Below are 22,797 nucleotides of genomic sequence, written 5' to 3' on the forward strand. Positions count from 1 at the left end.
CATATTTCTTTTTCTATGATGAAAACAAAAAATTTATTTCGTTAATGATGAAAACCAAAAAATTTAACTTTCTCCTTGAAATCTGGGTGGCATGAAATTGCACGAATATCAGGCAAAGCAGATCCTCGAAAAGCACGGCATAAAAATCCCCAACGGAGCTTTAGCTGAAAATTTACAGGATGTCAGAAGAATTGCAGAAGAGCTGGGTGGGAAAGTTGTTCTAAAAGCCCAGGTTCTTGTTGGTGGCAGAGGTAAGGCTGGAGGTATAAAAAAGGCATTAAGTGTTGATTCCGCAGTTGAAATTGCGGAAAAAATGTTCGGATCATCTCTTAAAGGAGAAATCGTTAAAAAAATTTACTTAGAAGAGCTAATTGAGATAAAAGAGGAGTGGTATCTGAGCATAGCTCTTGACAGAGTTGAAAAATGTTATTCACTCATTTTTAGCACTGCGGGTGGGATTGACATCGAAGAGATCGCACAGAAGTTTCCTGAAAAGATCGTAAAGGTTAAGATCGATCCTCGCTGGGGGCTTTGGGATTATCAGATCAGGGAAGTGCTTAGCAGGGCAAAGATCAGCTCAGAACTGTGGAAAGAACTCAGCAATATAATAAAAGCACTTTACAAGATCTTTTTGGAATACGAGGCGGAACTCGTCGAAATAAACCCGCTTGTTTTAACACCAAATGGGCTAATTGCTGCAGATGCAAAGATCAGCATCGACGACAACGCTCTTTTTAGACACAAAGATCTCGAAGCTCTGCGTGAATACGGTGGAGTTGATGAAGTCGAAAGAAAAGCTCTTGCAGAGGGATTGAACTACGTAAAGCTTGACGGCTATGTTGGAGTAATAGCGAACGGCGCAGGCATGGCGATGGCGACGATGGATCTGATCTACTTGGAGGGCGGTAAGCCAGCAAATTTCCTCGATATCGGCGGTGGAGCGGGAGCGGAGACAACGAAGAAGGCGTTTGAAATTCTTAGCATGGATAAAAACGTTAAGGTGATCTTCATGAACATCTTCGGCGGAATAACGAGATGCGACGAGGTTGCGATGGGGATTGTGAAGGCTTTTAAAGAATTAAATCCGAGTGTTCCAATTATCCTCAGGCTTTCTGGCACGAATGAAGAAGAAGGGAGAAGAATAATCGAAAAAGAGCTATCTGGCAGGGTGGAGATCGTTGGGACAATGGAAGAAGGAGCAAGAAGAGCGGTGGAGGTGGCAAAATGGCAATAATAGTAGATGAGAGCACAAAAGCAATAGTTCAGGGAATCACGGGTAGTCAGGGTAGATTTCATGCTGAGCGAATGCTGAAGTATGGCACCAAGATCGTCGCGGGAGTTACGCCAGGCAAGGGTGGAGAGAAGCTCTTTGGAGTCCCGATCTTCAATACAGTGAGCGAAGCGGTTCGTGAAACTGGAGCAAATGCAAGCGTAATATTTGTTCCCGCAAGCTTTGCCACGGATGCGATCATGGAGGCTGTGAATGCGGGGATTAAGGTAGTGGTATGCATAACCGAGGGAATTCCAGTTCACGACGAGCTAAAGGCTTATTTAAGGGTAAAAGAAGCGGGAGCGATTCTTGTTGGTCCCAATTGCCCCGGGGTTATATCTCCGGGCAAATGCCATCTCGGAATAATGCCGACGCATGTCTTCAAGGAAGGGAACGTTGGAGTTGTTTCAAGAAGTGGAACGTTAACCTATCAGATCTCCTATAACCTTACTTCTCTTGGCATTGGGCAATCTACAGTGGTGGGCATAGGCGGAGACAGGATAGTAGGACTAACATTTGCAGAAGTTCTTGAGATGTTTGAAAAGGATAAGCAGACTGAAGCGATCGTGCTAATCGGAGAGATAGGTGGGCGAGATGAAGAGAGGACCGCGGAGTTCATAAAAGAGAACATAAGCAAACCAGTCGTTGGTTACATTGCGGGAATTACCGCGCCACCCGGTAAAAGAATGGGGCATGCGGGAGCGATCATAGAAGGTGGTGTTGGAACCGCGGAGTCAAAGATCAGAGCTTTGAAGGCTGTAGGGGTTGAAGTTGGCAAAACTCCGAAAGAGGTTGCGGAGCTCGTTGCCAAAAAGCTCAAATGAGACTTGATCTCTGGCTTGTTAAAGAAGGGTATTTCAAAACGAGAAATAGAGCTAAGATCGCCATAAAGCAGGGACTTGTAAGAGTTAATGGAGTGGTTGTTAAAAAGCCCTCTGCAGAAGTCAATGAGAGCTACATGATCGAAGTTCTTGACGACAAGCCCGCTGGCTACTGGAAGCTGAAGCATTTGGACGAGACTTTTGGAATTTTCAAAGGCGATGAGGTTGTGCTGGATCTTGGAAGCTCTGCGGGCGGATTTCTGCTTTATGCACGCGAGAGAGCGAAGTTTGTATATGGCATTGAGTTCAGCAAGGAATTCGAAGAAGCCCTTAAAGAGCTTGAAAGCCTTGGAAACGTCAAAATATTTATAGAAGATGCTTTTAAGTTCGACATTAGCAAAATCGAGCATGTTGATGTTATTTTGAACGATCTAACTTTGCCCTTCGCCTCTTCGATGACCGCCTTGAGAAGATTTTTGCCCAAATTGAAGCCAGATGGCAAAATTCTATTTGTGCATAAGCTCAGTAAAGGAAATGAGGCAGATTTTAAAGGCTTTGAGATCATTGCTTTTGAGAGGGCTAAGGACAAGAGGGAAGTTTATTACCTGATTAAGCCTATTGAGCTCTGTAAATCTGAACAATAAAAATGCCTTTTTGACTCCAAACTTTTTTAATTTAACCTTAAAAATGAATTAAAACAACTCTTCTTGTAGATTACTTGAATACTGATCGTGTTCTTGATACATATCCATTAGTGACCGACAAAAACATTAGGATTTTCGCCAAAGAGGGTCAATATTTACGAAGAAGATATAAAGAGCGACCCACAATTTTAAATGTTGGATTTTGCAAAATCTATAAATAAAATAAAATTTTGGAGCTATAGTTCAACATAAGTCGCATCTATTATTCCATCAAGCTTTAGCATCTCCTTCAGCACTTCTTCTGTTGGTGGATCGTCTACAAGCAGTAGCATTAGCTGAACTCCACCAGGCTTGTCACCTTTTCTTCCCACGATCATTCCTGCGATGTTTATGTTATTCTTTCCGAACAATGTGCCCACCCTACCTATCACTCCCGGCTTATCTTCGTGCAAAGATATGATATAATGCCCCTTTGGAATGAAGTTCACATGATATACGTCAATTCTGAGCAGTCTGTATTCCTTTCCAAAGCAAGTTCCCGCAAAAGAGATGCTCTTTCCATCGCTTTCGATCTCAACTTCCAATAGACTCTCGTAGTTTTCAACTTTTTCAACAACACTGGTCTCGACTTTTATCCTCCTCTCCTCAGCTATCTTCTTCGCGGAGATAAGATTTATCCCTGCACCCAATGTTTTTTCAAGTAGCCCCTGAAGTAACGCTCTGACCACAAATTCTTTGTTTTTCTCTGCAATTTTGCCACTGAATTTTAACTTCACGTTTCTTATAACTCCACCAAGTCTTGCACTTGCAATTTTACCCATTTTTTCGGCGAGTAGCATATATGGGTGTATAAACTCGAACTCTGCCGGTTCTATCGACGGTAAGTTCACTGCATTTTTTACTGGCAAACCTTTTGCAAGATTTATGATATCTTCAGCAACAATTAGTCCTACACTGAGTTGAGCCTCTTCGGTTGAGGCTCCGAGATGCGGTGTGGTAATTACGTTTTCAAAGGTAAATATGGGGCTGTTGAAATCCGGAGGCTCTTTTTCAAAAACATCGAGCGCTACTCCTCCTATTTTTCCATTCTGAAGCCCTTCTATGAGAGCTTTTTCATCTATAATCCCTCCTCTCGCTGTATTTACTATTAAAACTCCCTTTTTCATTAAATCTATTTGTTCCTTCTTTATCAACCCCATGGTCTCTTTTGTTTTGGGAACGTGCAGAGTGATTATATCTGATTCTTTAAGTAGTGTCTCAAAGTCTACGAGTTTTATTCCGATTTGTTGAGCTCTTTCTGGTGGTATATAGGGATCGAATGCTAGAACATTCATTTCAAGTGCTTTGCACCTTTTTGCAACTTCAAAGCCAACTCTTCCGAGCCCAATTACACCAATGGTTTTACCACGAAGTTCAATTCCAGTAAACTTCTTTCTATCCCATTTCTTCTCTTTCATCGACAAATAAGCCTGTGGAATTTTTCTTGCCAAAGCAAATATCAGTGCTATTGTGTGTTCTGCAGTTGAAATCGTATTTCCTCCCGGGGCATTTACAACTACAATCCCCCGTGCAGTTGCACTCTCAAGATCGATGTTGTCAACCCCAACACCGGCTCTTCCAATTATCTTCAGATTCTTTGCTTTCTCTATTATATCTCTATCAACTTTTACTTGGCTTCTTACAATTAGAGCATCGTAATTCTGGATTATATTCAGTATTTCTTCCTTTTTGAGCCCTGTTTTTACGTCAACTTCTAAACCTTCTTTTTTCATTAATTCCACAGCTTCATCGCTGATGTGTTCTGCAACCAGCACTCTCATGACATCCACTCTAAAAGCCCAGGTATAAAAACTATGCGATTTCTATCAAGAACCCTCATTGTTTAAAAATCCTTTAAAATTCATTGGAATTATTGTAGAGATTTCAAATTTATTTGAGCTCACTGAAGAAATCTATGCTCAGTTGATGGACTGTTCGTTAGTTTCTCGATTGCTTTTCGAACGATTTCAAGACAAATCTTCGCATTTTCTTTCGCTCTTCCTATAATCACCTCGTAATCAACAATTTCGTTTCTAACTCCATGAGCATAATTGTCCATGGTGCATATCACTGCATATCGAATTCCAAGTTCCTTGGCAACCGTTGCCTCACTGCCAGCGGTCATACCGACACAATCTGCAAAGTTCTTTATCATCGCTATTTCTGCTCTTGTTTCAAGTCTCGGGCCACGAGTTTGAAAATACACGCCTTTGTCTATGACGGGTAAATTCGAGATCTTCTTAGCTGTCTCAATGAGAACCTGTCGAATCGATTCGTCAAATCCAGGCGTTATATAAACGAGCGAGTCGTTAAAGACGCTTACAGAATTGAATAGATCTATGTAGTCGTGCGGTATGATCAAGGCAGGAATTTCGATGTCTTCTCTCAGACAACCCGCAGAACCGAGACCGATCACTTTATCTACACCCAGAATTTTAAAAGCATAGAAATTTGCTTGATGATTTATAACATGGGGAGGCTTGTTTTTCCTTCTACCATGTCTCTGGATTACCGCAACCTCTACACCGTTTAAATTTCCTAAATCGACTTCTGCAGTTCCAAATGGGGTTTTTAGTTCCATCTCTCTTTTCTCTTTCAAAAACTCGTTTTCAAGTAGCAAAGTTCCCCCAATAACTCCTATCATCTTCTCAACCTCCAATATGTTTTCCCAGAATCCTGAAATCTTTCGATTACTCTTCTTTTTTCCAGAATCTGAATTATTTCAGTTAATTTCATTGGTTGAGAAATTTCGAGATTTATTGGATCCAATTTGAACTCGGAAAACAAAGCATTTTTTATTCCCCAAAAATCTTGCTCTCCCTTTTCGAGAATCCTCAAGACGAGTGCAGATAGTTCCTCCACCAAGTTCCATGGGAAAATTATCCATACATTCTCCGGAACGTATTCTCCAAGATAGTCTGGGATGAATTCTGAGCTTTGAAACATTAAAAGAGCTCCGGTTTTTATTTCATCTGCCTTTACTCTCTGAAGAGTTCTTTTCATTGTCTTTCCTGTGTTTACAAAGTCATCTACGATTAGAGCCCTTTTCACAGAAACCTCCTCTTTTAGTTTTAAATCAATACTAACTACGTCTACACCAAGGTAGTCGCTTAAGATCATTGAAGCGAACCAGCCACCTTTTGCGGGTGCAATGATCTTTTCTGGTCTAAAGGTGTCTTCAAGAACCTGTATTGCTAATTTCCTGCACAAAAGTTCAGCGTATTCCCAGTTCAACACGACGTAGCGATCCATTCAACCACCATTGAAGTTAAGCCTGCCTATTCTGTCTCCGAGATAAACAGCAACGTTGCATGGCATCGGGTTAAGATTTACCTTCTTTTGAAATTCAGTTTGCGATTGCCAAGTGGATGAGTTTACAAGAAAAACACCTCTATAAAAACCAATTCCGAACGTATGGACATGACCACTATGGATTACATCCGGTATTTCCTCGATAACAAGATTGTCTTCCCTTTCTGGTGCTATTGGACTCCTACCACCGTATAGCGGACATAAATGACGTCTTTTTAAAAGTTCTTCCATTCCCTTATGTGGAGCATCGTAGCTTAGTCTGGGAATCTTCGTTACAATGTCATCAAGACTTCGACCATGATACACAAGAACCCTGACACCATTCAGATCAAGAAGAGCAGGATTACCAACGCTCATTACATTTTTGGGAAAGAGAGTTTCAAATTCGTTGGGCAGTGGTGGTTGTGGTTCTGCTTGACGGACCGCATCGTGATTGCCCGGGGAGATTATGAGCTCCACGTCTTTTCTAATTTCATCAAGATTTTCCGCAGCATATTCGTATTGTTGGTAAATGTCTATTATTGCCAATTCCTTTTCTTGTTCTGGATAAACGCCCACCCCATCCACTATGTCCCCAGCCAGAATGACGTATTTTATCTTTTCTGCAATTTCATTCAATTTTTCATCCTGACATTCACAGTTAAGCCATTCGACAAATTTTTTCCATTTCTCTTGAAGAAAACCCTTACTACCGAAATGTGTATCCGATATGAACACTATCCCAAAATTTATTGTCTTTTTATCTCCATTCACAGGAACATCTGGAAAGATTATTCTGTCTGCCACAAGCGAACTCCCTTTTAGTGTTCCCGTGACTCCTATTACCTCATCACCGAGCAATTCTCTTGCAATTTCCGCATTTTTTCCATTTGCAATACAGTTAATCGTCCCAGTCTGATCTTCCAGTTCAATTAAAAAATGATCTTTTCGTTCGATTACATTTGAAACTATACCTACAATACTAACAATCTCCCCTTTAACTCTACCGAGATTTCTGATCTGTGTAGGCTGAATTCTGTTTTTCAAAATTTTGGAAATCTTTTCAAGTCTGGAGTTAAAGTAGGCCACAAAATCTTCAACTTTTCCCTCAACAATTGAAGTTCTAAAATCTCTGAGGATTCTAATTCCTTGATCAGTCTTGAATTCAGCCTGCTTTTTAGTTTCTGGGCTTTTTATTGTTTTGGGCTGAGTAAGAATTGCTCTAACATCCTCCTCACTTATTATAAACTTATTTTTTGCGATTTTACAAACCTCCTCTATAATGGCTTCTGGATCTTCAGAGGAGCAGATAAGTTGGGCCGCCTCAGGACTTATGTTGTGCCCCCGAACAAGAAGTTTTTTGGCAACAGTAACTGGATCGATATTTTTAACTACCCTCTGCCCCCCTTCATTCATGGAAAGAGCTAAGGTTATTGAGTTCTTAAAGGATTTGGTCTCAACAATTGCAATAGTAGCCATAATAATATTTCTTGGAATTGCTATTACCGGATGTTGGCCCTTTATGGTTGCGGTCGAATCGGGAAGCATGGAACCAAATCTCATGCCCGGAGATGTAGTTATACTCATGCACCCCTCCAGAGTTGGGCTTAAAACATGGGAAGATGGAAAGAAATCCGGATACATGAGCTTTGGAGACTATGGGGATGTGATAGTCTACTACCCAAACGGACACGGAAAAGCCATAATTCATAGAGCGATTGCATACGTCAACGCTTCAGAGAATATCCCAGTTCTAAGTGGAGGTAAGCTCTCCAGAACGGAAGAAGTTGCCGAGATTTCCGGATACATCACCCAGGGGGATGCAAACAGAATTCCCGATCAGCTGGCAGTGGTTAGATCGCAAAGCGGATTAGATAGAATTCTACCGGTGCAAGAAGAATGGATTGTAGGTGTTGCAAAGCTTAGGATTCCACTTATAGGTTATCTTAGACTACTTATCCCCATATAATGCCCGAACTTTAACGAACATTGGTCCGCGAACATCTATTTTTCCACCTCTCCACAGAATGTAGTTTCTGACATTTTCCTGAATTGTTAGATTTACACTTGAAAGAGCTTCAACGTTTCTAATTCTGACAAGAACACTTTCTTTTTCTTTAATTGCGTAATCCTCAATTCTTTTCGCTGCGAGAAGAGAGAATGAGTTGATATACCTTATACCGCATCTAATACCCTCTTCAAATAACTTTCTAAATTCCTCAGTTTCGGGGACTCCATAAACGCTTCCGTCATGCACGACGATTTCATTTGCAAATGCGGGTCCGCACAGCTTTGAATTTGGCTCATCCTCTTCGACATATACTTTCACTTCTTTTCCGTATAACTCCCCCTCAAAAGCTAGAAAACTGCAGGGACTGAGGGCATTTGCATTCTTTATAGCGGTTTCGACAATTTTTCTGGCGATCTCAAATCCCGTTGATGTATTTGGAACTTCTTTTACTTTGATAGCCCTCGCAATTTCAAGATCGCTTAACCTTATCTCGCCATAGAGCTGTGGATAAACGAGCTTTCTGACATCTTCATAGCCAAATAAGATCATTGCAAGCCTTTCAACACCGAGACCCAGGTTCATAACAGGGTAGTCTATATCATATTCAGCCAGAGCGGTCGGAGAGTAAACACCAAAAGTTGCAACTTCAACCCATCCATCGCTATATTTTGTCTTGGATCCAACAAGCTTCGGATAAAATGCATATACTTCTGTTTGAGTTGAAGGTATGTAATACTTACTTCTCTTCTCATCTGGCTTGAATTTGAATTTTTCAAAGCCGAATTGTCTTAGCAGAGCTTCTGCAACCGCTTTTCCATCATCCACTGTTATATCTTCGTCAACAACAACACAACTTGCGGAGAAATAACTGTATAGTCGTGTTGCATCCTCCCCCTGTTCTTTTCTGAAGCATCTGTCTACACTAAAGAGTTTTATCGGTAAAGGAAGCTTATCTGCAATTTCGCTAAGGGTTATGAACCATCCGGTTGTCATATGGCTACGAAGGGTTAGTTTGCTAGGCTCGGGCTTTAACTCCTTGAATTCGGGAAAGACTTCATCGATCACCCTTATTGCTGTTAGATCATCAACTCCAAGCACTTTTGCTATCTCATAGCTAAGATCGTCCCCATCAATTCGACCCTTTTTATAAGAATGAAACACTTTCCTTAATTCCTCTTCATCTATGTCCTTTCCGATTATTTTTTTAATTTTCTCGATCCTGTCCAGAGAAATTCCAACATTGGGTTTTGGAAGGGATGCCAAGTAGAAACATCGATCAAGAACAGCCAAAGCTTCCTTTCCAAACTGTTTTTTCACATGCACGTCTTCGACGATTAAAGGATTTACAACTTCCTTAAAGCCCATCGATAGATATGCTCTCCTGAGCATTTCAATGGTTTTAAAAAGCGGATGTTCTTCGCCATAAGAATATCCTAACCGTGGATAAGTTTTGTTTGGATTAAAATTCTCAATTATCTCCTTTCCACTCAGCCAAGCCTTTTCAAAGTCTTTTCCTGCAAGCTCTTTGAACTTTCTTGCGTTAAATTTCATAGGCAAGTTTTGGCAGTAAAGTTATTTATCTTTGTCGTAATTACCCATGTGCTTAAAAGGGAAAAGAGAAGGGAAAAAGAGATAGCTTTGGAAAGGGTTGTATATCTGATTAAAAGAGCTGAAGAGTTTAAAAATATCGATTATGAACTGTCAAGGCGATACATTGAGCTATCAAAAAAGATTGCAACGAAATATCGCGTAAGAATCCCCAAAGAGTATAAGTTATATTTCTGCAAAAAATGTTTATACCCTTACAAAAGCGATAAATTTCGAGTAAGAATTAATAAATCCGCGGTTGTTATAACCTGCCTGAACTGTATGCACGTAAGAAGATTTCAACTGAAGGGAGATCGAAATGTTCGAAGGACTTGAAAAGATTTGTGATGTTTACATGATCGAAACCTATGCATATGACGAAACTCCAAAGCCAGTAGCACCAAAACCAGCGGATTTTGTCGTTGTAAAACCAAAAAATACAGTCGAAGTTTCCGAAATATTAAGGTTTGCAAACGATCGTAAAATACCTGTTTTTATTCGTGGCGGCGGAACAGGGCTAAGCGGTGGAGCAATTCCAACAAGAAAAGGAATCCTCTTATCAACTGAAAAGATGCGAAATATTGAGATTGATAAGAGAAACAGAGTTGCGATTTGCCAAGCAGGAGTAACGCTTGAGGAGTTATCTCGAAATGCTGAAAAAGAGGGGCTCAGCTTTCCTCCACGCCCAGGAGCTGAAAGTGCCACTGTAGGAGGTATGATAGCCACAAATGCTGGAGGGGTAAGAGCTCTAAAGTTTGGGGTCATGAGAAATTACGTACTAGGTATGGAAGTCGTTCTTCCAGATGGGAGAATCCTAAATCTTGGTGGGAAAACTCTTAAAAGTTCTTCAGGTTACTCTTTGCTTCATTTAATGATAGGAAACGAGGGGACGCTTGGTGTTATTACAAAGGCAATAATAAGGCTTCTTCCTCCGCTTAGAGATATGACAATGCTTGCAATACCATTCAAAAGTGTGGAGAACGCCTTAAATTTTGCCATAGAAACGTCTTTATCTTTTACACCGCTGGCAATGGAGTTCATGGATAAAAAGGCTGTTGAAATTGGGGAAACTGTCAGTGGAAAAAGATGGGTAAGTAAAGAGGGCAATGCTCATATAATAGCGATTCTCGAAAACAGAGAAGAAGCTGAGAAAGTTGCAGACATCGCATACAATCACGGAGCTATAGACATTTTTGTGCCAAGTCAAAGAGAGCAGAAAGACCTCCTTGAACTTCGAGGCAAAATTTATTTTGGATTAAAGGATAAAATCATCGAAATACTTGACGTTTGCATACCTCCTGCAGAGATAGCAGAATTTTTGAGAAGAAGTGAAGAACTTGCCAGGAAATATGGGATTGAGCTGATAACTTACGGGCATCTGGGAGATGGTAATTTGCACCAGCATCCGCTTTTGTTCGATGGATGGGAAAAAAGTTATCCAAAGTTCAGAAAAGAAATTCTGAAACTTGGTATCGAATTTGGCGGAGTTATAAGCGGTGAACACGGTATAGGGGTGCTGAAGAAAGAGGAGCTCAGGGAGTTCTATCCGGAGCAATATAATCTGATGCTTGAAATAAAGAAGATATTTGATCCCAATTTTATTCTGAATCCAGACAAAATATTTTAGGGCTCAACAATCGTGCCTATTTTTTCACCTTTTAGAACTCTAAGGATGTTTTCAGGTTCCCCCTTGAAAACGATCGTTTTTATTTTGCTCCTCTCTATTATTTTTGTAGATAATATATCCATCACAACGTTTGCTCCAGCTTCCATTGATAAATTGGAGATCAGCTTCACGAGTTCTGAAGACTTGATTTTTTCTAACTTTTTAGCATTTGGGTTCTTTTTAGGATCCTCAGAATAGACACCGTCTACAGAAGTTGCATTTAAAAAGAGGTCTGCCTTTACAAACTCCGCAAGAAGTGCTGAAGTCGCATCGGTAGTGTGCCCGGGAAAAGTTCCACCCATAACAACTGCCTTATAGCTTTTACTTAGTTCTTCAGCTTCTATAAAGTTTTCAGGAATCTTTTTTGCAGAATTTTTCATAGCATAAGCAAGAAGCATTGCATTGATCCGGGTGACTGCTATCCCTAAATAATCGCACATAGTTTCATTCGCCCCGAGCTCTCTCGCCTTTTTTATTATCTCTCTTGCAAGTTTTCCACCACCCACTACTACGAAAAGCTCATTTTCATCTGAAATTCTGTCGAGAACATCAGCATAACTCTTTATTCTTTGAGCATCCCCTTCAAAAACCGAACCACCAAGTGAAATGACTACACGCATGAAAAAAGTTCAAGTTTGCCTTTTATATTTTTTGGCATGAATTTTGAGATAGGTAGATAGTAATTTATAACCTCTCATGGTTATTTTTCTGTGGCACTAACAAGAGATATTGCGGATGAGCTCAGAGATTCATACATAGACTATGCAATGAGCGTTATCGTGGGAAGAGCTTTGCCAGACGTTAGAGATGGACTTAAACCGGTGCAGAGAAGAATTTTGTATGCGATGTTCGAAATGGGACTAAGGAGCGACAGACAGTTTAGAAAGTGTGCAAGAATAGTGGGAGAAGTTTTGGGTAAGTATCATCCGCACGGCGATGCAGCTGTTTATGATGCTCTGGTTAGACTTGCACAAGACTTCACGATGAGATATCCCCTTATTGAAGGTCAGGGTAATTTTGGTAGTGTTGATGGCGACTCCCCAGCGGCGATGCGTTATACAGAGGCAAGACTTTCAAAAATAGCTGAAGAAATGCTGGCAGATATCGATAAGGAGACGGTAGATTTCGTACCTAATTTCGATGCAACTTTACAAGAGCCAATCGTATTGCCGTCTAAAATCCCAAATTTGCTCATTAATGGTTCAAGCGGGATAGCGGTTGGAATGGCAACAAACATTCCTCCTCACAATCTAGTAGAAGTCTGCTCAGCCATAGTTCAATACATAAAAAATCCACAAATCACACTTGAAGAGCTCATGGAGTTTATAAAGGGGCCTGATTTTCCGACTGGGGGGGTAATAGTTGGTATTGATGGAATCGTTGAAGCCTACAGAAGTGGTAGAGGCAAAATAACAGTTCGGGGAAAAGTGGAATTAGAAGAAGATAGGATTGTAATAAAGGAAATTCCCTACATGGTAAACAAGTCTCGCCTTGTAGAAAGTATAGCAGAACTTGCCAAGGAATTGGACGAAATTAGAAGTATAAGAGATGAATCGGATAGAGAGGGGATAAGAATAGTCATCGAATTACGTAAAGATTCCAATCCCGAAATCGTGCTCAAAAAGCTATACATGAATACCAATCTCGAAACAACTTTCAGCATTACGCTTTTAGCTCTCGTGAATAACGAACCAAAACTGTTAAGTTTAATAGATATAATTTCGGAATTTGTAAAGCATAGAAGGGAGATTATAAGAAGGAAAATTGTTCACGAACTTAAAAAAACACGAGAGAGACTTCACATAGTCGAGGGACTAAAGAAAGTTATAGAAGACATAGATAATGCCATAGCACTAATTAAATCTTCCAAATCTCCATCAGAAGCGAAAAAGTCTCTCATTGAGAAGTATTCTCTTTCAGAAGTTCAGGCTGATGCAGTTCTGCAAACGAGACTTCAAAAGCTAACGAACATCGAAGTCCAATCTTTGGTAGAAGAACACAATCAATTGAAAAAAACAATTATGGAGTTCGAATCGATTCTTGCAGAACCCAAAAAATTGGATGAGATTCTTATCTCTGAAATAAACGAGATAAAGGAGAAATATGGGGATGCAAGAAGAACAGAAATAGTTTTGAGCATTGATAAGCCTGTTTTGGCAGAAGAGACAATAGTGTTAGTGACTTCCGACGGTTTTATAAAAAGAATGTCTCCAATTAACTTCAAGAAGCAGGAGCGAGGAGGAGTCGGGGTAATCGCAGCAAGTGTAAAAGAAAATGATGAGATAGTATTTTTCAATGTGTGCAAAACCGATGAAAAACTTCTGGTTTTTACAGAGAATGGTAATGCCTTCTGGATCGATATTGAGGAAATTCCGAACATGGATAGGGTATCAGGAGGGACATCGTTGAGAAAGTTCATCCGGCTCGAAGATGAAAAAGTAATTTCTGCGGTTAACGTTAGGTCTTTTGATGATGGTGAAGTTCTTATATTGTCAAAAAATGGCTATATCAAAAGAGTCCCCCTAAAGGAATTTGAAAATGCCAAAAGAGCAGGAATAAGAGCTTCGAGCGAAAATATTGCATTTGCAACACTCTTAAAAGGGAAAGATGTCTTTTTGGCGACAGAAATGGGATACGTTTTGAGGGTGAGTGCGGATGACATCCCGGTATACTCGAGAAACTCACGTGGAGTGGTTGCTATGCGTCCAAGAGAGGGTGACAGAATTGTATGGATTACGTCAGGAATCGATGAAAAACTCCTGCTATTGACAGAAAATGGATTTGGAAAAAAGGTCGAGATTTCGAATTTTAGAACCCTTCACCGCGGAGCTAAAGGAATAGTGGGATATGGTATTACTGAAAAGACGGGTAAATTGGTTTTGGCTGAAATTTGTGGCAAGGGCGATTTATTCATTATCAGCAGAGACGGATATTGCCTAAGAACAGATTTGGAAGAAATTCCAACCCAAGGAAGGACGTCTTCTGGTGTTATAATTAGCAAGAAGGGTATTTGGAGAGCCTTTATATACAAGTAAAAAGATTTGTTCTTTTCAAAAACTCTAAATTTTTCAGGCATTGAAGTGCGATCGTGATAGTCGCAGATGTTAGTATTATTCCAATAGGTGCCGGCGAGAGTGTCTCAAAATTTGTCAAAAAAGCAGTGGAAGAGCTCAAAAAGAGTGGACTGAGGGTAGAGGTCTCGGCGATGAGCACAGTTGTTGAGGCAAATAACATTGATGTTCTTTTCGCTGCAATTCAAAGGGCAAGAGAAGCCGTGTTCAGCATGGGTGCCAAAAGAGTTTACACGATTATCCGAATAGACGAAAGAAGAGACAAAGAGTCAGGAATCGATATTAAAAAGTCTGCAATTTCATAGAACGCCAGAAGTAAAATCTAATGAAATTCCCAAATGATGTCTCTTGCTCACTTTTTGATGTTATCTCAACCTGTTCTCGAGAAAAAATTATAGCCCATTATATTATACTAAATTAAAAAAATTTAGTATTGAAGTGATGTAATTTAAATAAAACATTAAATTAGTTATATTTTATGCTTTAATTTAATAATTTAAAGTATCTTTTGTATAGTTTAAAAAATAAATATATCTTAAATTAGAAAGTAATTACAAATAAAATTTTAAGTTGAAATATTATCATTCCAAGTATTTTGTAATAAATGATTTCGGTTGACCTAAAAGTCTGAATTCCGGTCACTTAGGTTGTTCCAAAATTTATGTGAATAAGGGCATCTTTGCGAAAATAGGGGGGGTTAACTGCGTAAAGTTGCTCATTTCAAGTGCTGAGACTTCGAAAAGGTTGGGATTTATTACATAATTTGTGTAATAAAAATTTTTACTAAATTATATTCTTATCTTTCAATAAAACAATTTAATTATTTAAATAAACTTTTATCTTAAAATTATATTTTTTTATTCATTATTTTAAAATTCTGTGGCATATGGTATAGCAAATGATTAAAATATTATCTTTCTTTATTAATTAATTAAAAAATAAGAATTTTATTTATTTCTAATTTAAAAAGAACCCATCAACAGGGATATTGTGAGTAGAGAGCGACTAAAAGTTAAGAAACTTTCTCCTTTAATTTAGGGAATCTTAAGCAAATTCAACCCTCTGTAAAAAGAGTTTAAGAGAATTGGAAGAAGAAGTTGGAAGGGGGGCTACTGTAAGGGAAATTTGGAAAGACGAGACAAACTTAGAAGGGTTTCGTTATATTTCGGTCAAAAAAAGTGAGTTTAAAAATAGCAATTTAATTACTTCAAAGCCCAAGGAAGAATATCAAAACGTAGTAGACAACCATCAAAACCATACCAAGCGGCACTCCCACTTTTGCCCATTCGCTTGAAGTGATCTTCATTCTCGCCGCTGAGACTATGTTAGGGATGTTGCCGGGAATAAGCATACCGCCAGAAATAAGTAGGGCCATTAGCGCACTTTGAATCTGGGTTAGTGTAAGCACAGGCCCTATTTCCGCAGCGGTCAATGTTGCATTGTCTAAAACAGCGGAGACTATATTTACCCAGTAGAGAATCTCGGGAGGTATCTTCGAGATATACCACACTATCAGCGGTGTAAACCCTCCTCCCAGCAAGATGAGTGCTGCAACGAATGTGTATACCTTTATAGCTCTTACTATTACACCTCGAAGTGTTTCGGTGTATTCTGGAATACCTATATTTTCAACGCTCTGTTTTCCTACTCTAAAGGCGGCGTAAATACCCAGAGCTAAAATCGCTGGAATAATATAATGCGATAAGATGCGGAATAAAAAGAGAAAGTCCGCGTGATATGGCTCGCCAGCAAGCTTTTTCACAGCAATTGTTGATAATGGCTCACCTACTGGCGTCAATGCCGCACCAAGACCTACTGCGAAACATGCAATAACTATGAACTCGATTTTTTTCTTCCGCTCCAGTGGCATTACCAGAGCGATTTCAGCTAATAGCACTGCAGAGACAATAACTGAAATCAAACTTGATGCCAAGCCAAAAAGAACCACAAAGAGAAAAGCAAATGTTCGGATTCCTATTTTTTTCATCAATCCAATGAGTGCAGAGTATATGGGCTTGTTAAAGTAGTGTATTATAAGACCAACTATTAGAACCACCTGAAAGATACCTATTGGGATTCCATAAACTTCCGTGATCTTCACTGGAGCTTCAACAGCCTCAATGACTAGATTCATGCTCCATAACCCGCTGATTGTCACGGCAATTATGCCCATTATTAGGAAGAACGGCTCAAGGTTTTCCTCAATTTTTTTCACTCTAAAAGGCAATATCAAAACGAGAGCGAGAATTACGCCGAGGCCAATCGCAATCAATAGATTTGGTTCTTCGGAGATCGTCATTTCAACGCCCGACATGGATTTTCGTTAAGCAGTGATTTTAAAAGCTTTTCTAAATTGGCCATTCTTAATGCTTTTTGAGGGTGGATTTCTGAAGTTCGATGTTTTTATTTGGCAATCTAATTCTGCATTTGTATATAATAAATTTTATTTTTTAAAGTATGTGTATGTGCAAAGAATTAAGAACGTGCCAATATTTAGATCGAAATATGAAGTTCAGCGTTCAGGAACATTTTGCAAAGAAGCATCATTTTGATCTACGCCTCGAAATGGATGGAGTTGCAAAAAGCTGGGCGATACCTAAGGGTTTTCCAGAAAAAGGTGAAAAAAGGCTGGCAATACAGGTTGAAGACCACAGCATAGATTACATGGAGTTTGAGGGAACTATTGAAGAGGGATACGGAAAAGGAGTGGTAAAGTTGTGGGATAAGGGTGACTATGAAATTCTAAAAAAGAGCGAAAAAGAAATAAAATTCAAGTTAAAGGGGCAAAAGTTAAAAGGTGTGTATGTATTGATAAAATTCGAAAAGGTCGGTAAAGATTCTTGGCTTCTAATGAAAACATCGGATTAGTGAAAGTTTTTAATATTGGAAGTAATTTTATTTGTGAAAAAAGGTCTCTTGATCGCAATTGAAGGTATCGACGGAGCTGGAAAGACCTCCGTTGCAAATGAACTCGTAAAATTTTTAAAAAATATGGGATACGACGCTATCCTGCTAAAAGAACCATCAGACAGTATTTATGCCCAGAAAATAAGGGGCGCTAAAGAGCGTTTGCCACCTGAGGAAGAACTGGAGCTTTTTCTGCGTGATAGAGAAATAGATGCTATCAAGAACATAATACCCGCACTTCAAAATGGAAAAGTAGTCGTGATGGATCGGTATTACTACTCGAACATTGCCTATCAGTCTGCTAGGGGTCTCAATGCTGAGGAGATTAGAAAATTAAATGAGAAAATAGCCCCAAAACCCGATCTCGTTATACTTCTCGATGTCTCACCCGAAACAGCTCTCGAAAGAATAAAGCCAAGAGGTAAACTTACTCTATTTGAAGGTAAAGAATACCTCGAAAAGGTTAGGGAAAACTTTCTAAGGATTGCAGATAAAAAAACGATAATCGTGAATGCAGAAAAACCTTTTAATGAAGTCAAAAGGGAAGTTTTTGAAATCGTAAAAAATCTACTGAATAACTATTATTCGGGTAGGAGTTAAGATAACGTTCGCTTTTACGTCATGCTCCTCTGTAAGATAACTTAGATCGCCGAAAACTTGAATATCATGTGCCACCACCACAAAGAGAGCCTTTTCCGCCAGAACACCTTCTTTCTTAAGTATTTCAAACTCCTTATCCCCAAAACCCGTTCCTTTTCCAATTCTGTTTCCATAGAGATCCACCGCAACGCAACCCTGTGCAAATATTCCGACTTTTCCTTTCATTTCTTGAAAATTTGCTATTTTTCCTTGCCTTAACCCCTCTATTGTGGGTTTTATCTTCTTATCTAAAACCACAAAACCTTTCATTTTCGGCAGTGCAGCGATTAAAGTTTTCCCATCTTCGAGCACTATTTCTCTTAGACGCAAAAGCACTGAATCAGGGGCGGAGAACACACATTCTGTTTTATGGTATTCCTCGAGTTCCCTTATTCTTTCACATGCCTTTTTTGAATCTCTGAAATTTGGTATTCTGCCGTATGGGCTTGGAAAATCGCAAAAAGGTTCAATTTTTCTCCAGACGTATTGCCTTACTTCTTCTTTACTTTTGAACCTCAAGCAAGACCCTTATCAAATCTTTATCTTTAACCATACCGGAAACTCTGTTCATTGAATCCAGAACCGGAATGCAGTCTAAATCGTTGCTTATCATCTTCTTTGCGCATTTCGATACGTTCGTTTGGGGATAAACAAAATCTGGCGGCTTCATAAATTTTTTAACTGGTTCTCTTGGCAATTTAACAACGCTAATTTCAAAATATTTTACGGATAAGTCTTTCATTCCATCCCAGCTCCATTTATCGTCGGTATCACTTGAAGACGAATGTGTTGACTGTATTATGTAGTCCTCAATAAGAGCTTCGCTGAGCATGATTTTTTCATCCATTATCCCGACAAGCTCTTCGTTTTCGTTTAAAACACCGCATATTTCCGCATTTCCAAGACGCATTATTTCTCCAACAACCTTTAGAGGTGTTTCTTCCCATACACAAACGATTTGAGGATTTATGTATTTCTTAACAGGGATATCCAGGTTCAACTCTGCAATTTTCTTTATTATATCTCTCACAGTGATTATACCTACCAGTTTTTCTCCGTCCACAACTGGTAGCCTTCTGAAGGGTGTTGAACTCAGGATTTCAACTATCCTCCTAACACTATCGTTAACGTTCACAGTTACCGGATTGGGCGTCATGAGGAGTGCAACTTGATTCTCCTCAATTTTTCTGAGAATGTCCTTTCTTGTAATTATACCAACAAGTCTGCCTTCCTTAAGAACGGGGACTGCAGAGATACCATAACCTTTAAAGAGCTGTAATACTGCTTCTCTTGTGCTTGGCAGTGTTGCATAAATTACATTTGGATTCATTATGTCAATCGCCTTCATTGTTTTGCATAATCCTATTTCTGCTAATTAATCTTTCTATTATGCCGAAAATTAAAAATAGAATTTATGCTTCTCTAACTTTTTCGTCTTATAACGATCTTTTGCCCTATGATCAACGTACTTGGTATGAGCACGGTATTGGAATCCGACTTTCTTTCAACTTTTGTGAAAAGAGTGCCTATTTCCTTGACGACGACATCACTTTCACCGGCAATATCCACATTGTCACCGATTTTGAATGGTCTTGCAAGCAGTAGAAACATTCCTGCAATCGCTTGACCAAGAACCTGCTGAGTTGCAAAGCCGACCACCAAGCCGATAAAGCCACCCAAAGCAACTCCAGCGGTTCCGCCCGCGATACCACCAGCTATCGCAGCAAACAAACCACCGACCCCAAGGATCTTAATCATGTTCTTGACCGCAGAAGCGGTCGAAATGCCATATTTTGGTTCAAGCATCGCACTGAAAAGCGAAGCTACAGATGAAATGATTAGCCAGCCAATTATTAGTGCTACGATTACAAAGATATAGGGTGCAAAATCCACGATCATTGCTAAACTGCGCAGGTTAGGATTCTTTGCTACAAGCTCCGGGATCAGATAGTAGAAAAACCAGTTCAGAATACCAAGCACCGCAACAGCAATCACGATGTAGATTACAAACTTTGTTAATGCCCCACCAATAGTGTCTTTCTCTGACACGTTAAAAATTGGATTATACTCCTATTTATTTTTTATCATTTCTACAACGTTTGTAAAAATTTTTGAGCTACTCAATAAATATTGCGGGTTTTCCAGGCATTGCCATGCGTCTTCTCTCTGCAGGTATTTTACTTGAATTCAAAGAGACCTTTACTTGAAGTTCTCTCTCGAAAAACTCAATGGCTTCGCTCACTATTTCTCTTTCGTTTGATATGATCTCAGAACTCTTAAACTTCTTTGCAAAGTTCGAAATCTCTGCTTTATCTATACCCTGAGTAGAAAGCCACTTTGTGGCTTCGCCTATTCCCTTATCCAAGGCAATTTCAAGGGCTTTTTGTTTCCATTCCTCAGCTACATGGATATAAACAGTGGATGGCTTTTCCACGAACTTCATGACTTCCTTTATATCTTCTAAGAGCTTCATTATATATTGCTCCGATTTTTCTGCTGACTCATCTACCTTCTTTGGATCGAATTCTGGATAGGTCTCAAGACTCACAAAAGTTGAATGTTTCATATGCCATAGTTCTTCACAGATATGCGGAGCAAATGGAGCAAGCAGTTTTATCCAATCATCGAGAATTAATGAAAGATTTTTTCCTCCTCTTCGCAGATACCATCTTACATCGTTCATTATTTCGAAGAACGCGTAATTTACCGCTTTTCTTGTTTGGAGCCGATCCATGGCTTCTCTAACTTCTTTTACTGCCTTGTTGAATCTACTCAAAAGCCATTTGTCAAGGGTTGTGATATTTTGGGGCTCTCTTAGATAGTGCTCCTTTACCAAATTGAAAAATCGCTCCAAATTTGAAGCTAACCCTTCAATCTCTCTGGTTTTCCAGTCCGCATCGTTATCGTATTCGGCTGCATGCAATATGTAAAGCCTGGTAACGTCTGCACCATACGTTGCCAAAGCCCTCTTCATCGTAAGTAGAGGGCCCTTACTTTTGCTCATTTTTTGCCCTTCAAGACTTACATAGCCATTTACAGCAATTGCTCTCGGTAAGTGCTTTTCATCAAACATCGCAACATGGTGGAACAAGTAAAAGAGAAGATGGTTTGCAACTAAGTCCTTACCGCTACTTCGCAAATCTACTGGATACCAGTATTCAAATTCAGCTTTGATTTTCTGGATCGCCTCTTCATTCAGCCCTGAATTCTTTGCACGTTCTAAACTACCTTTTCCAAGAATTACATAGTCCAAAAACTCCGCGGTCAGATTTTCCGCCTTTAATTCACCTGAATTTATAAATTTTGCCAGAATATAATAGCACATGTAAATCGTTGAATCCGAAAGACTTTCAATCAACCACTCTCTATCCCAAGGTATCCGAGTTCCGAGACCCTTTCTACGAGCGCATGCTTTATCTTTAAGCCACTCTATTTTGTTTCTAAATTCTTCTTTGTAGTAATCAGGAATTATTGTCATTCTTTCCAGATGCTCAAGGACTTTTGCTTTCCAACGCTCATCCGAATACTTCAGAAACCACTGATCTTTAACTACTTTAACCACGCACTTTGTTCCGCACCTGCAAACCACAGGCTTTTCGCTGAATTCATAAAAAATGTCAGCAAGACCAAGATTCTTCAATTCATTCTCAACTTTCTCCTTGGCTTCAGAAACTTTCATTCCGGCAAACTTACCAGTATTTTCAAGCATAATTCCAGTGTGAAATTCCTTTTTGTAAAGTATCTTCGTGGCCTTTTCCAGTTCCGGATCGTTTTGATCTTTTATTTTCAGCTCTTCAACGATTTCTTTTGCAGGAATGTCTTTATTGCCCGCATTTATTATAACTATTGGTTCAATTTCAAGGCGAAGATCTTTTAGAGCAACGTAATCATAGGGAGCATGAGCCGGAACACTCATAACAACTCCCGTTGCGCTATCGGTGTCTACAAATTCTGCCGGAAGTATTGGCACCATTCGGTTAACAAGTGGCACCAAGACCCTCTTTCCAATGAATTCAGCCGAATCAACTTCCCGAATGAGTTCAACTTTTCTATCCATGAATTTTAGCTTTTCAAATGCCTCTCCACTTATAACCCATTCCTCGCCGTCGACAAATGCGATGACATACTTTGCCGGTTTAAGCCAGATATTTGTTACACCAAAAACCGTTTCAGGGCGAAGAGTTGCACAAGGAAAAATGAGATTGGAGTTTTCAAGCCTAAATTTTATAATCGTAAACTCTACAATACTTGCATCCTCTCCCATTAGTAGATCGTGATCTTCCACCGGGTTCTGATCGTTAGGACAATATCTAACTGGGTGACTCCCTTTTTCTACAAGTCCAAGTTCTTTCAGCTTCCAGAATTGCCACTCTATGAACTTCTGATATGGTATGTCCATGGTCGTAAAACTTCTTCGCCAGTCAATCGAGTAACCTATCCTCTTCAATGCGCTGAGAGCTTCTTTTGCAAAGTATTCGACGATTTTTTCAGGAGTTGTGAGCTGAATCAATTCTTCCCTTGGAACATCGTGGTATTTGGTATAAACTTCGAGAGTTCTTGGATCCCTTTTTTCTATGAGTTCAGCAAGCCCAATAATCGGAGTGCCAGTTACATGGAACCCAAGTGGAAAAAGAACATTGTAACCCCTCATCCTCATGTATCTTGCGTAGGCATCGCCTATTGTGAAGGTTCTTGTATGACCTGCATGCAAATTACCATTCAGATATGGGTATGGAACTGTCAGGAAGAATTTTTTCTTTTCATTGGGCTCCGCTTCGAATATTCTCGCAGATTCCCAAGCTTTTTGCCACTTCTCCTCGATCTCCTTAAACATAGTCTTAAAAACTTCAA

Annotated in this window: 21 protein-coding genes; 10 read left to right on the plus strand and 11 right to left on the minus strand. The window is 39.6% G+C overall.

The genetic code is table 11. The annotated features are described in order from the left end of the window. The first annotated feature begins 91 nt into the window (after positions 1 to 91). From sucC to QXI54_03730, 3 genes are read left to right on the plus strand one after another with little or no spacing between them, the layout of a single operon-like run. Complete coding sequence (sucC, locus tag QXI54_03720) at positions 92 to 1,234, plus strand: ADP-forming succinate--CoA ligase subunit beta (protein ID MEM0302262.1); 1,143 nt, start codon at positions 92 to 94, stop codon at positions 1,232 to 1,234. Further along, positions 1,225 to 2,094: a succinate--CoA ligase subunit alpha gene (gene sucD, locus QXI54_03725; protein MEM0302263.1), complete on the plus strand. Its 870-nt coding sequence runs from the start codon at positions 1,225 to 1,227 to the stop codon at positions 2,092 to 2,094. The genes sucC and sucD overlap by 10 nt, the downstream gene beginning before the upstream one ends. Further along, positions 2,091 to 2,735, plus strand: coding sequence for a S4 domain-containing protein (locus tag QXI54_03730; protein ID MEM0302264.1), 645 nt, complete (start codon positions 2,091 to 2,093; stop codon positions 2,733 to 2,735). The genes sucD and QXI54_03730 overlap by 4 nt, the downstream gene beginning before the upstream one ends. A gap of 236 nt (positions 2,736 to 2,971) precedes the next feature. On the opposite strand, the gene serA is transcribed toward QXI54_03730, so the two are convergent. The 4 genes from serA to QXI54_03750 form a co-directional block, all read right to left on the minus strand. Beyond that, positions 2,972 to 4,555 (minus strand): phosphoglycerate dehydrogenase, encoded by a 1,584-nt coding sequence (gene serA, locus QXI54_03735; GenBank protein ID MEM0302265.1) that lies wholly within the window; start codon positions 4,553 to 4,555, stop codon positions 2,972 to 2,974. A gap of 119 nt (positions 4,556 to 4,674) precedes the next feature. Beyond that, on the minus strand, positions 4,675 to 5,418 hold the full coding sequence (locus QXI54_03740) for an MTAP family purine nucleoside phosphorylase (protein ID MEM0302266.1): 744 nt from the start codon (positions 5,416 to 5,418) through the stop codon (positions 4,675 to 4,677). Next, entirely contained in the window at positions 5,415 to 6,026 is a 612-nt protein-coding gene (locus QXI54_03745; GenBank protein ID MEM0302267.1) for a phosphoribosyltransferase family protein, read from the minus strand. Before QXI54_03745 ends, QXI54_03740 begins: the two co-directional genes overlap by 4 nt. Beyond that, entirely contained in the window at positions 6,027 to 7,481 is a 1,455-nt protein-coding gene (locus tag QXI54_03750; protein ID MEM0302268.1) for a DNA-directed DNA polymerase II small subunit, read from the minus strand. Here QXI54_03750 and QXI54_03755 point away from each other — a divergent pair. Then, complete coding sequence (locus tag QXI54_03755; protein MEM0302269.1) at positions 7,480 to 8,034, plus strand: S26 family signal peptidase; 555 nt, start codon at positions 7,480 to 7,482, stop codon at positions 8,032 to 8,034. The two genes, QXI54_03750 and QXI54_03755, sit on opposite strands and share 2 nt — an antisense overlap. Here the strand turns inward: QXI54_03755 and sepS are convergent. Beyond that, positions 8,017 to 9,627 (minus strand): O-phosphoserine--tRNA ligase, encoded by a 1,611-nt coding sequence (sepS, locus tag QXI54_03760; protein ID MEM0302270.1) that lies wholly within the window; start codon positions 9,625 to 9,627, stop codon positions 8,017 to 8,019. The genes QXI54_03755 and sepS overlap by 18 nt on opposite strands. A 48-nt stretch (positions 9,628 to 9,675) precedes the next feature. Here sepS and QXI54_03765 point away from each other — a divergent pair, with 48 nt between their 5' ends. Beyond that, positions 9,676 to 9,999, plus strand: a complete 324-nt coding sequence (locus tag QXI54_03765; GenBank protein MEM0302271.1) for a ribonuclease P — start codon at positions 9,676 to 9,678, stop codon at positions 9,997 to 9,999. Continuing rightward, positions 9,983 to 11,290: an FAD-binding oxidoreductase gene (locus QXI54_03770; GenBank protein MEM0302272.1), complete on the plus strand. Its 1,308-nt coding sequence runs from the start codon at positions 9,983 to 9,985 to the stop codon at positions 11,288 to 11,290. The genes QXI54_03765 and QXI54_03770 overlap by 17 nt, the downstream gene beginning before the upstream one ends. Here the strand turns inward: QXI54_03770 and pyrH are convergent. Next, positions 11,287 to 11,949, minus strand: a complete 663-nt coding sequence (gene pyrH / locus QXI54_03775; GenBank protein MEM0302273.1) for a UMP kinase — start codon at positions 11,947 to 11,949, stop codon at positions 11,287 to 11,289. The two genes, QXI54_03770 and pyrH, sit on opposite strands and share 4 nt — an antisense overlap. A gap of 90 nt (positions 11,950 to 12,039) precedes the next feature. Here pyrH and gyrA point away from each other — a divergent pair, with 90 nt between their 5' ends. Both gyrA and QXI54_03785 read left to right on the plus strand, forming a co-directional pair. Beyond that, the gene (gene gyrA / locus QXI54_03780; GenBank protein ID MEM0302274.1) at positions 12,040 to 14,364 is read left to right on the plus strand and encodes a DNA gyrase subunit A; all 2,325 of its coding nucleotides are present in this window, start codon (positions 12,040 to 12,042) and stop codon (positions 14,362 to 14,364) included. A gap of 53 nt (positions 14,365 to 14,417) precedes the next feature. After that, a complete protein-coding gene (locus QXI54_03785) occupies positions 14,418 to 14,705 on the plus strand; it encodes an MTH1187 family thiamine-binding protein (protein MEM0302275.1) in 288 nt (95 codons plus the stop codon). Positions 14,706 to 15,607: 902 nt separating this feature from the next. Here QXI54_03785 and QXI54_03790 read toward each other — a convergent pair. Beyond that, complete coding sequence (locus QXI54_03790; protein MEM0302276.1) at positions 15,608 to 16,714, minus strand: DUF1646 domain-containing protein; 1,107 nt, start codon at positions 16,712 to 16,714, stop codon at positions 15,608 to 15,610. 191 nt (positions 16,715 to 16,905) lie between these two features. Between QXI54_03790 and QXI54_03795 the strand changes: the two genes are divergently transcribed. Together QXI54_03795 and tmk are read left to right on the plus strand one after the other, a co-directional pair. After that, the gene (locus tag QXI54_03795) at positions 16,906 to 17,268 is read left to right on the plus strand and encodes a DNA polymerase ligase N-terminal domain-containing protein (GenBank protein ID MEM0302277.1); all 363 of its coding nucleotides are present in this window, start codon (positions 16,906 to 16,908) and stop codon (positions 17,266 to 17,268) included. A gap of 33 nt (positions 17,269 to 17,301) precedes the next feature. Then, entirely contained in the window at positions 17,302 to 17,907 is a 606-nt protein-coding gene (gene tmk, locus QXI54_03800; GenBank protein ID MEM0302278.1) for a dTMP kinase, read from the plus strand. Here the strand turns inward: tmk and QXI54_03805 are convergent. From QXI54_03805 to leuS, 4 genes are all read right to left on the minus strand, one after another. Next, positions 17,875 to 18,465: a 5-formyltetrahydrofolate cyclo-ligase gene (locus QXI54_03805; GenBank protein ID MEM0302279.1), complete on the minus strand. Its 591-nt coding sequence runs from the start codon at positions 18,463 to 18,465 to the stop codon at positions 17,875 to 17,877. The two genes, tmk and QXI54_03805, sit on opposite strands and share 33 nt — an antisense overlap. Further along, positions 18,449 to 19,294 (minus strand): CBS domain-containing protein, encoded by an 846-nt coding sequence (locus tag QXI54_03810; GenBank protein ID MEM0302280.1) that lies wholly within the window; start codon positions 19,292 to 19,294, stop codon positions 18,449 to 18,451. The genes QXI54_03805 and QXI54_03810 overlap by 17 nt, the downstream gene beginning before the upstream one ends. A gap of 74 nt (positions 19,295 to 19,368) precedes the next feature. Continuing rightward, entirely contained in the window at positions 19,369 to 19,995 is a 627-nt protein-coding gene (locus QXI54_03815) for a mechanosensitive ion channel family protein (protein ID MEM0302281.1), read from the minus strand. Positions 19,996 to 20,062: 67 nt separating this feature from the next. Further along, positions 20,063 to 22,780: a leucine--tRNA ligase gene (gene leuS, locus QXI54_03820; GenBank protein MEM0302282.1), complete on the minus strand. Its 2,718-nt coding sequence runs from the start codon at positions 22,778 to 22,780 to the stop codon at positions 20,063 to 20,065. Positions 22,781 to 22,797: the final 17 nt, after the last annotated feature.

The sequence above is a fragment of the Archaeoglobaceae archaeon genome (genome assembly GCA_038734275.1).
GTDB lineage: Archaea > Halobacteriota > Archaeoglobi > Archaeoglobales > Archaeoglobaceae > WYZ-LMO2.

What these genes read in the sequence shown, in the direction of transcription:
- sucC (MEM0302262.1), top strand. Translation starts at nt 92, where the DNA reads ATGAAATTGCACGAATATCAGGCAAAGCAGATCCTCGAAAAGCACGGC.
- sucD (MEM0302263.1), top strand. Translation starts at nt 1,225, where the DNA reads ATGGCAATAATAGTAGATGAGAGCACAAAAGCAATAGTTCAGGGAATC.
- QXI54_03730 (MEM0302264.1), top strand. Translation starts at nt 2,091, where the DNA reads ATGAGACTTGATCTCTGGCTTGTTAAAGAAGGGTATTTCAAAACGAGA.
- serA (MEM0302265.1), bottom strand. Translation starts at nt 4,555, where the DNA reads ATGAGAGTGCTGGTTGCAGAACACATCAGCGATGAAGCTGTGGAATTA.
- QXI54_03740 (MEM0302266.1), bottom strand. Translation starts at nt 5,418, where the DNA reads ATGATAGGAGTTATTGGGGGAACTTTGCTACTTGAAAACGAGTTTTTG.
- QXI54_03745 (MEM0302267.1), bottom strand. Translation starts at nt 6,026, where the DNA reads ATGGATCGCTACGTCGTGTTGAACTGGGAATACGCTGAACTTTTGTGC.
- QXI54_03755 (MEM0302269.1), top strand. Translation starts at nt 7,480, where the DNA reads ATGGAAAGAGCTAAGGTTATTGAGTTCTTAAAGGATTTGGTCTCAACA.
- QXI54_03750 (MEM0302268.1), bottom strand. Translation starts at nt 7,481, where the DNA reads ATGAATGAAGGGGGGCAGAGGGTAGTTAAAAATATCGATCCAGTTACT.
- sepS (MEM0302270.1), bottom strand. Translation starts at nt 9,627, where the DNA reads ATGAAATTTAACGCAAGAAAGTTCAAAGAGCTTGCAGGAAAAGACTTT.
- QXI54_03770 (MEM0302272.1), top strand. Translation starts at nt 9,983, where the DNA reads ATGTTCGAAGGACTTGAAAAGATTTGTGATGTTTACATGATCGAAACC.
- pyrH (MEM0302273.1), bottom strand. Translation starts at nt 11,949, where the DNA reads ATGCGTGTAGTCATTTCACTTGGTGGTTCGGTTTTTGAAGGGGATGCT.
- QXI54_03790 (MEM0302276.1), bottom strand. Translation starts at nt 16,714, where the DNA reads ATGTCGGGCGTTGAAATGACGATCTCCGAAGAACCAAATCTATTGATT.
- QXI54_03795 (MEM0302277.1), top strand. Translation starts at nt 16,906, where the DNA reads ATGAAGTTCAGCGTTCAGGAACATTTTGCAAAGAAGCATCATTTTGAT.
- QXI54_03810 (MEM0302280.1), bottom strand. Translation starts at nt 19,294, where the DNA reads ATGAAGGCGATTGACATAATGAATCCAAATGTAATTTATGCAACACTG.
- leuS (MEM0302282.1), bottom strand. Translation starts at nt 22,780, where the DNA reads ATGTTTAAGGAGATCGAGGAGAAGTGGCAAAAAGCTTGGGAATCTGCG.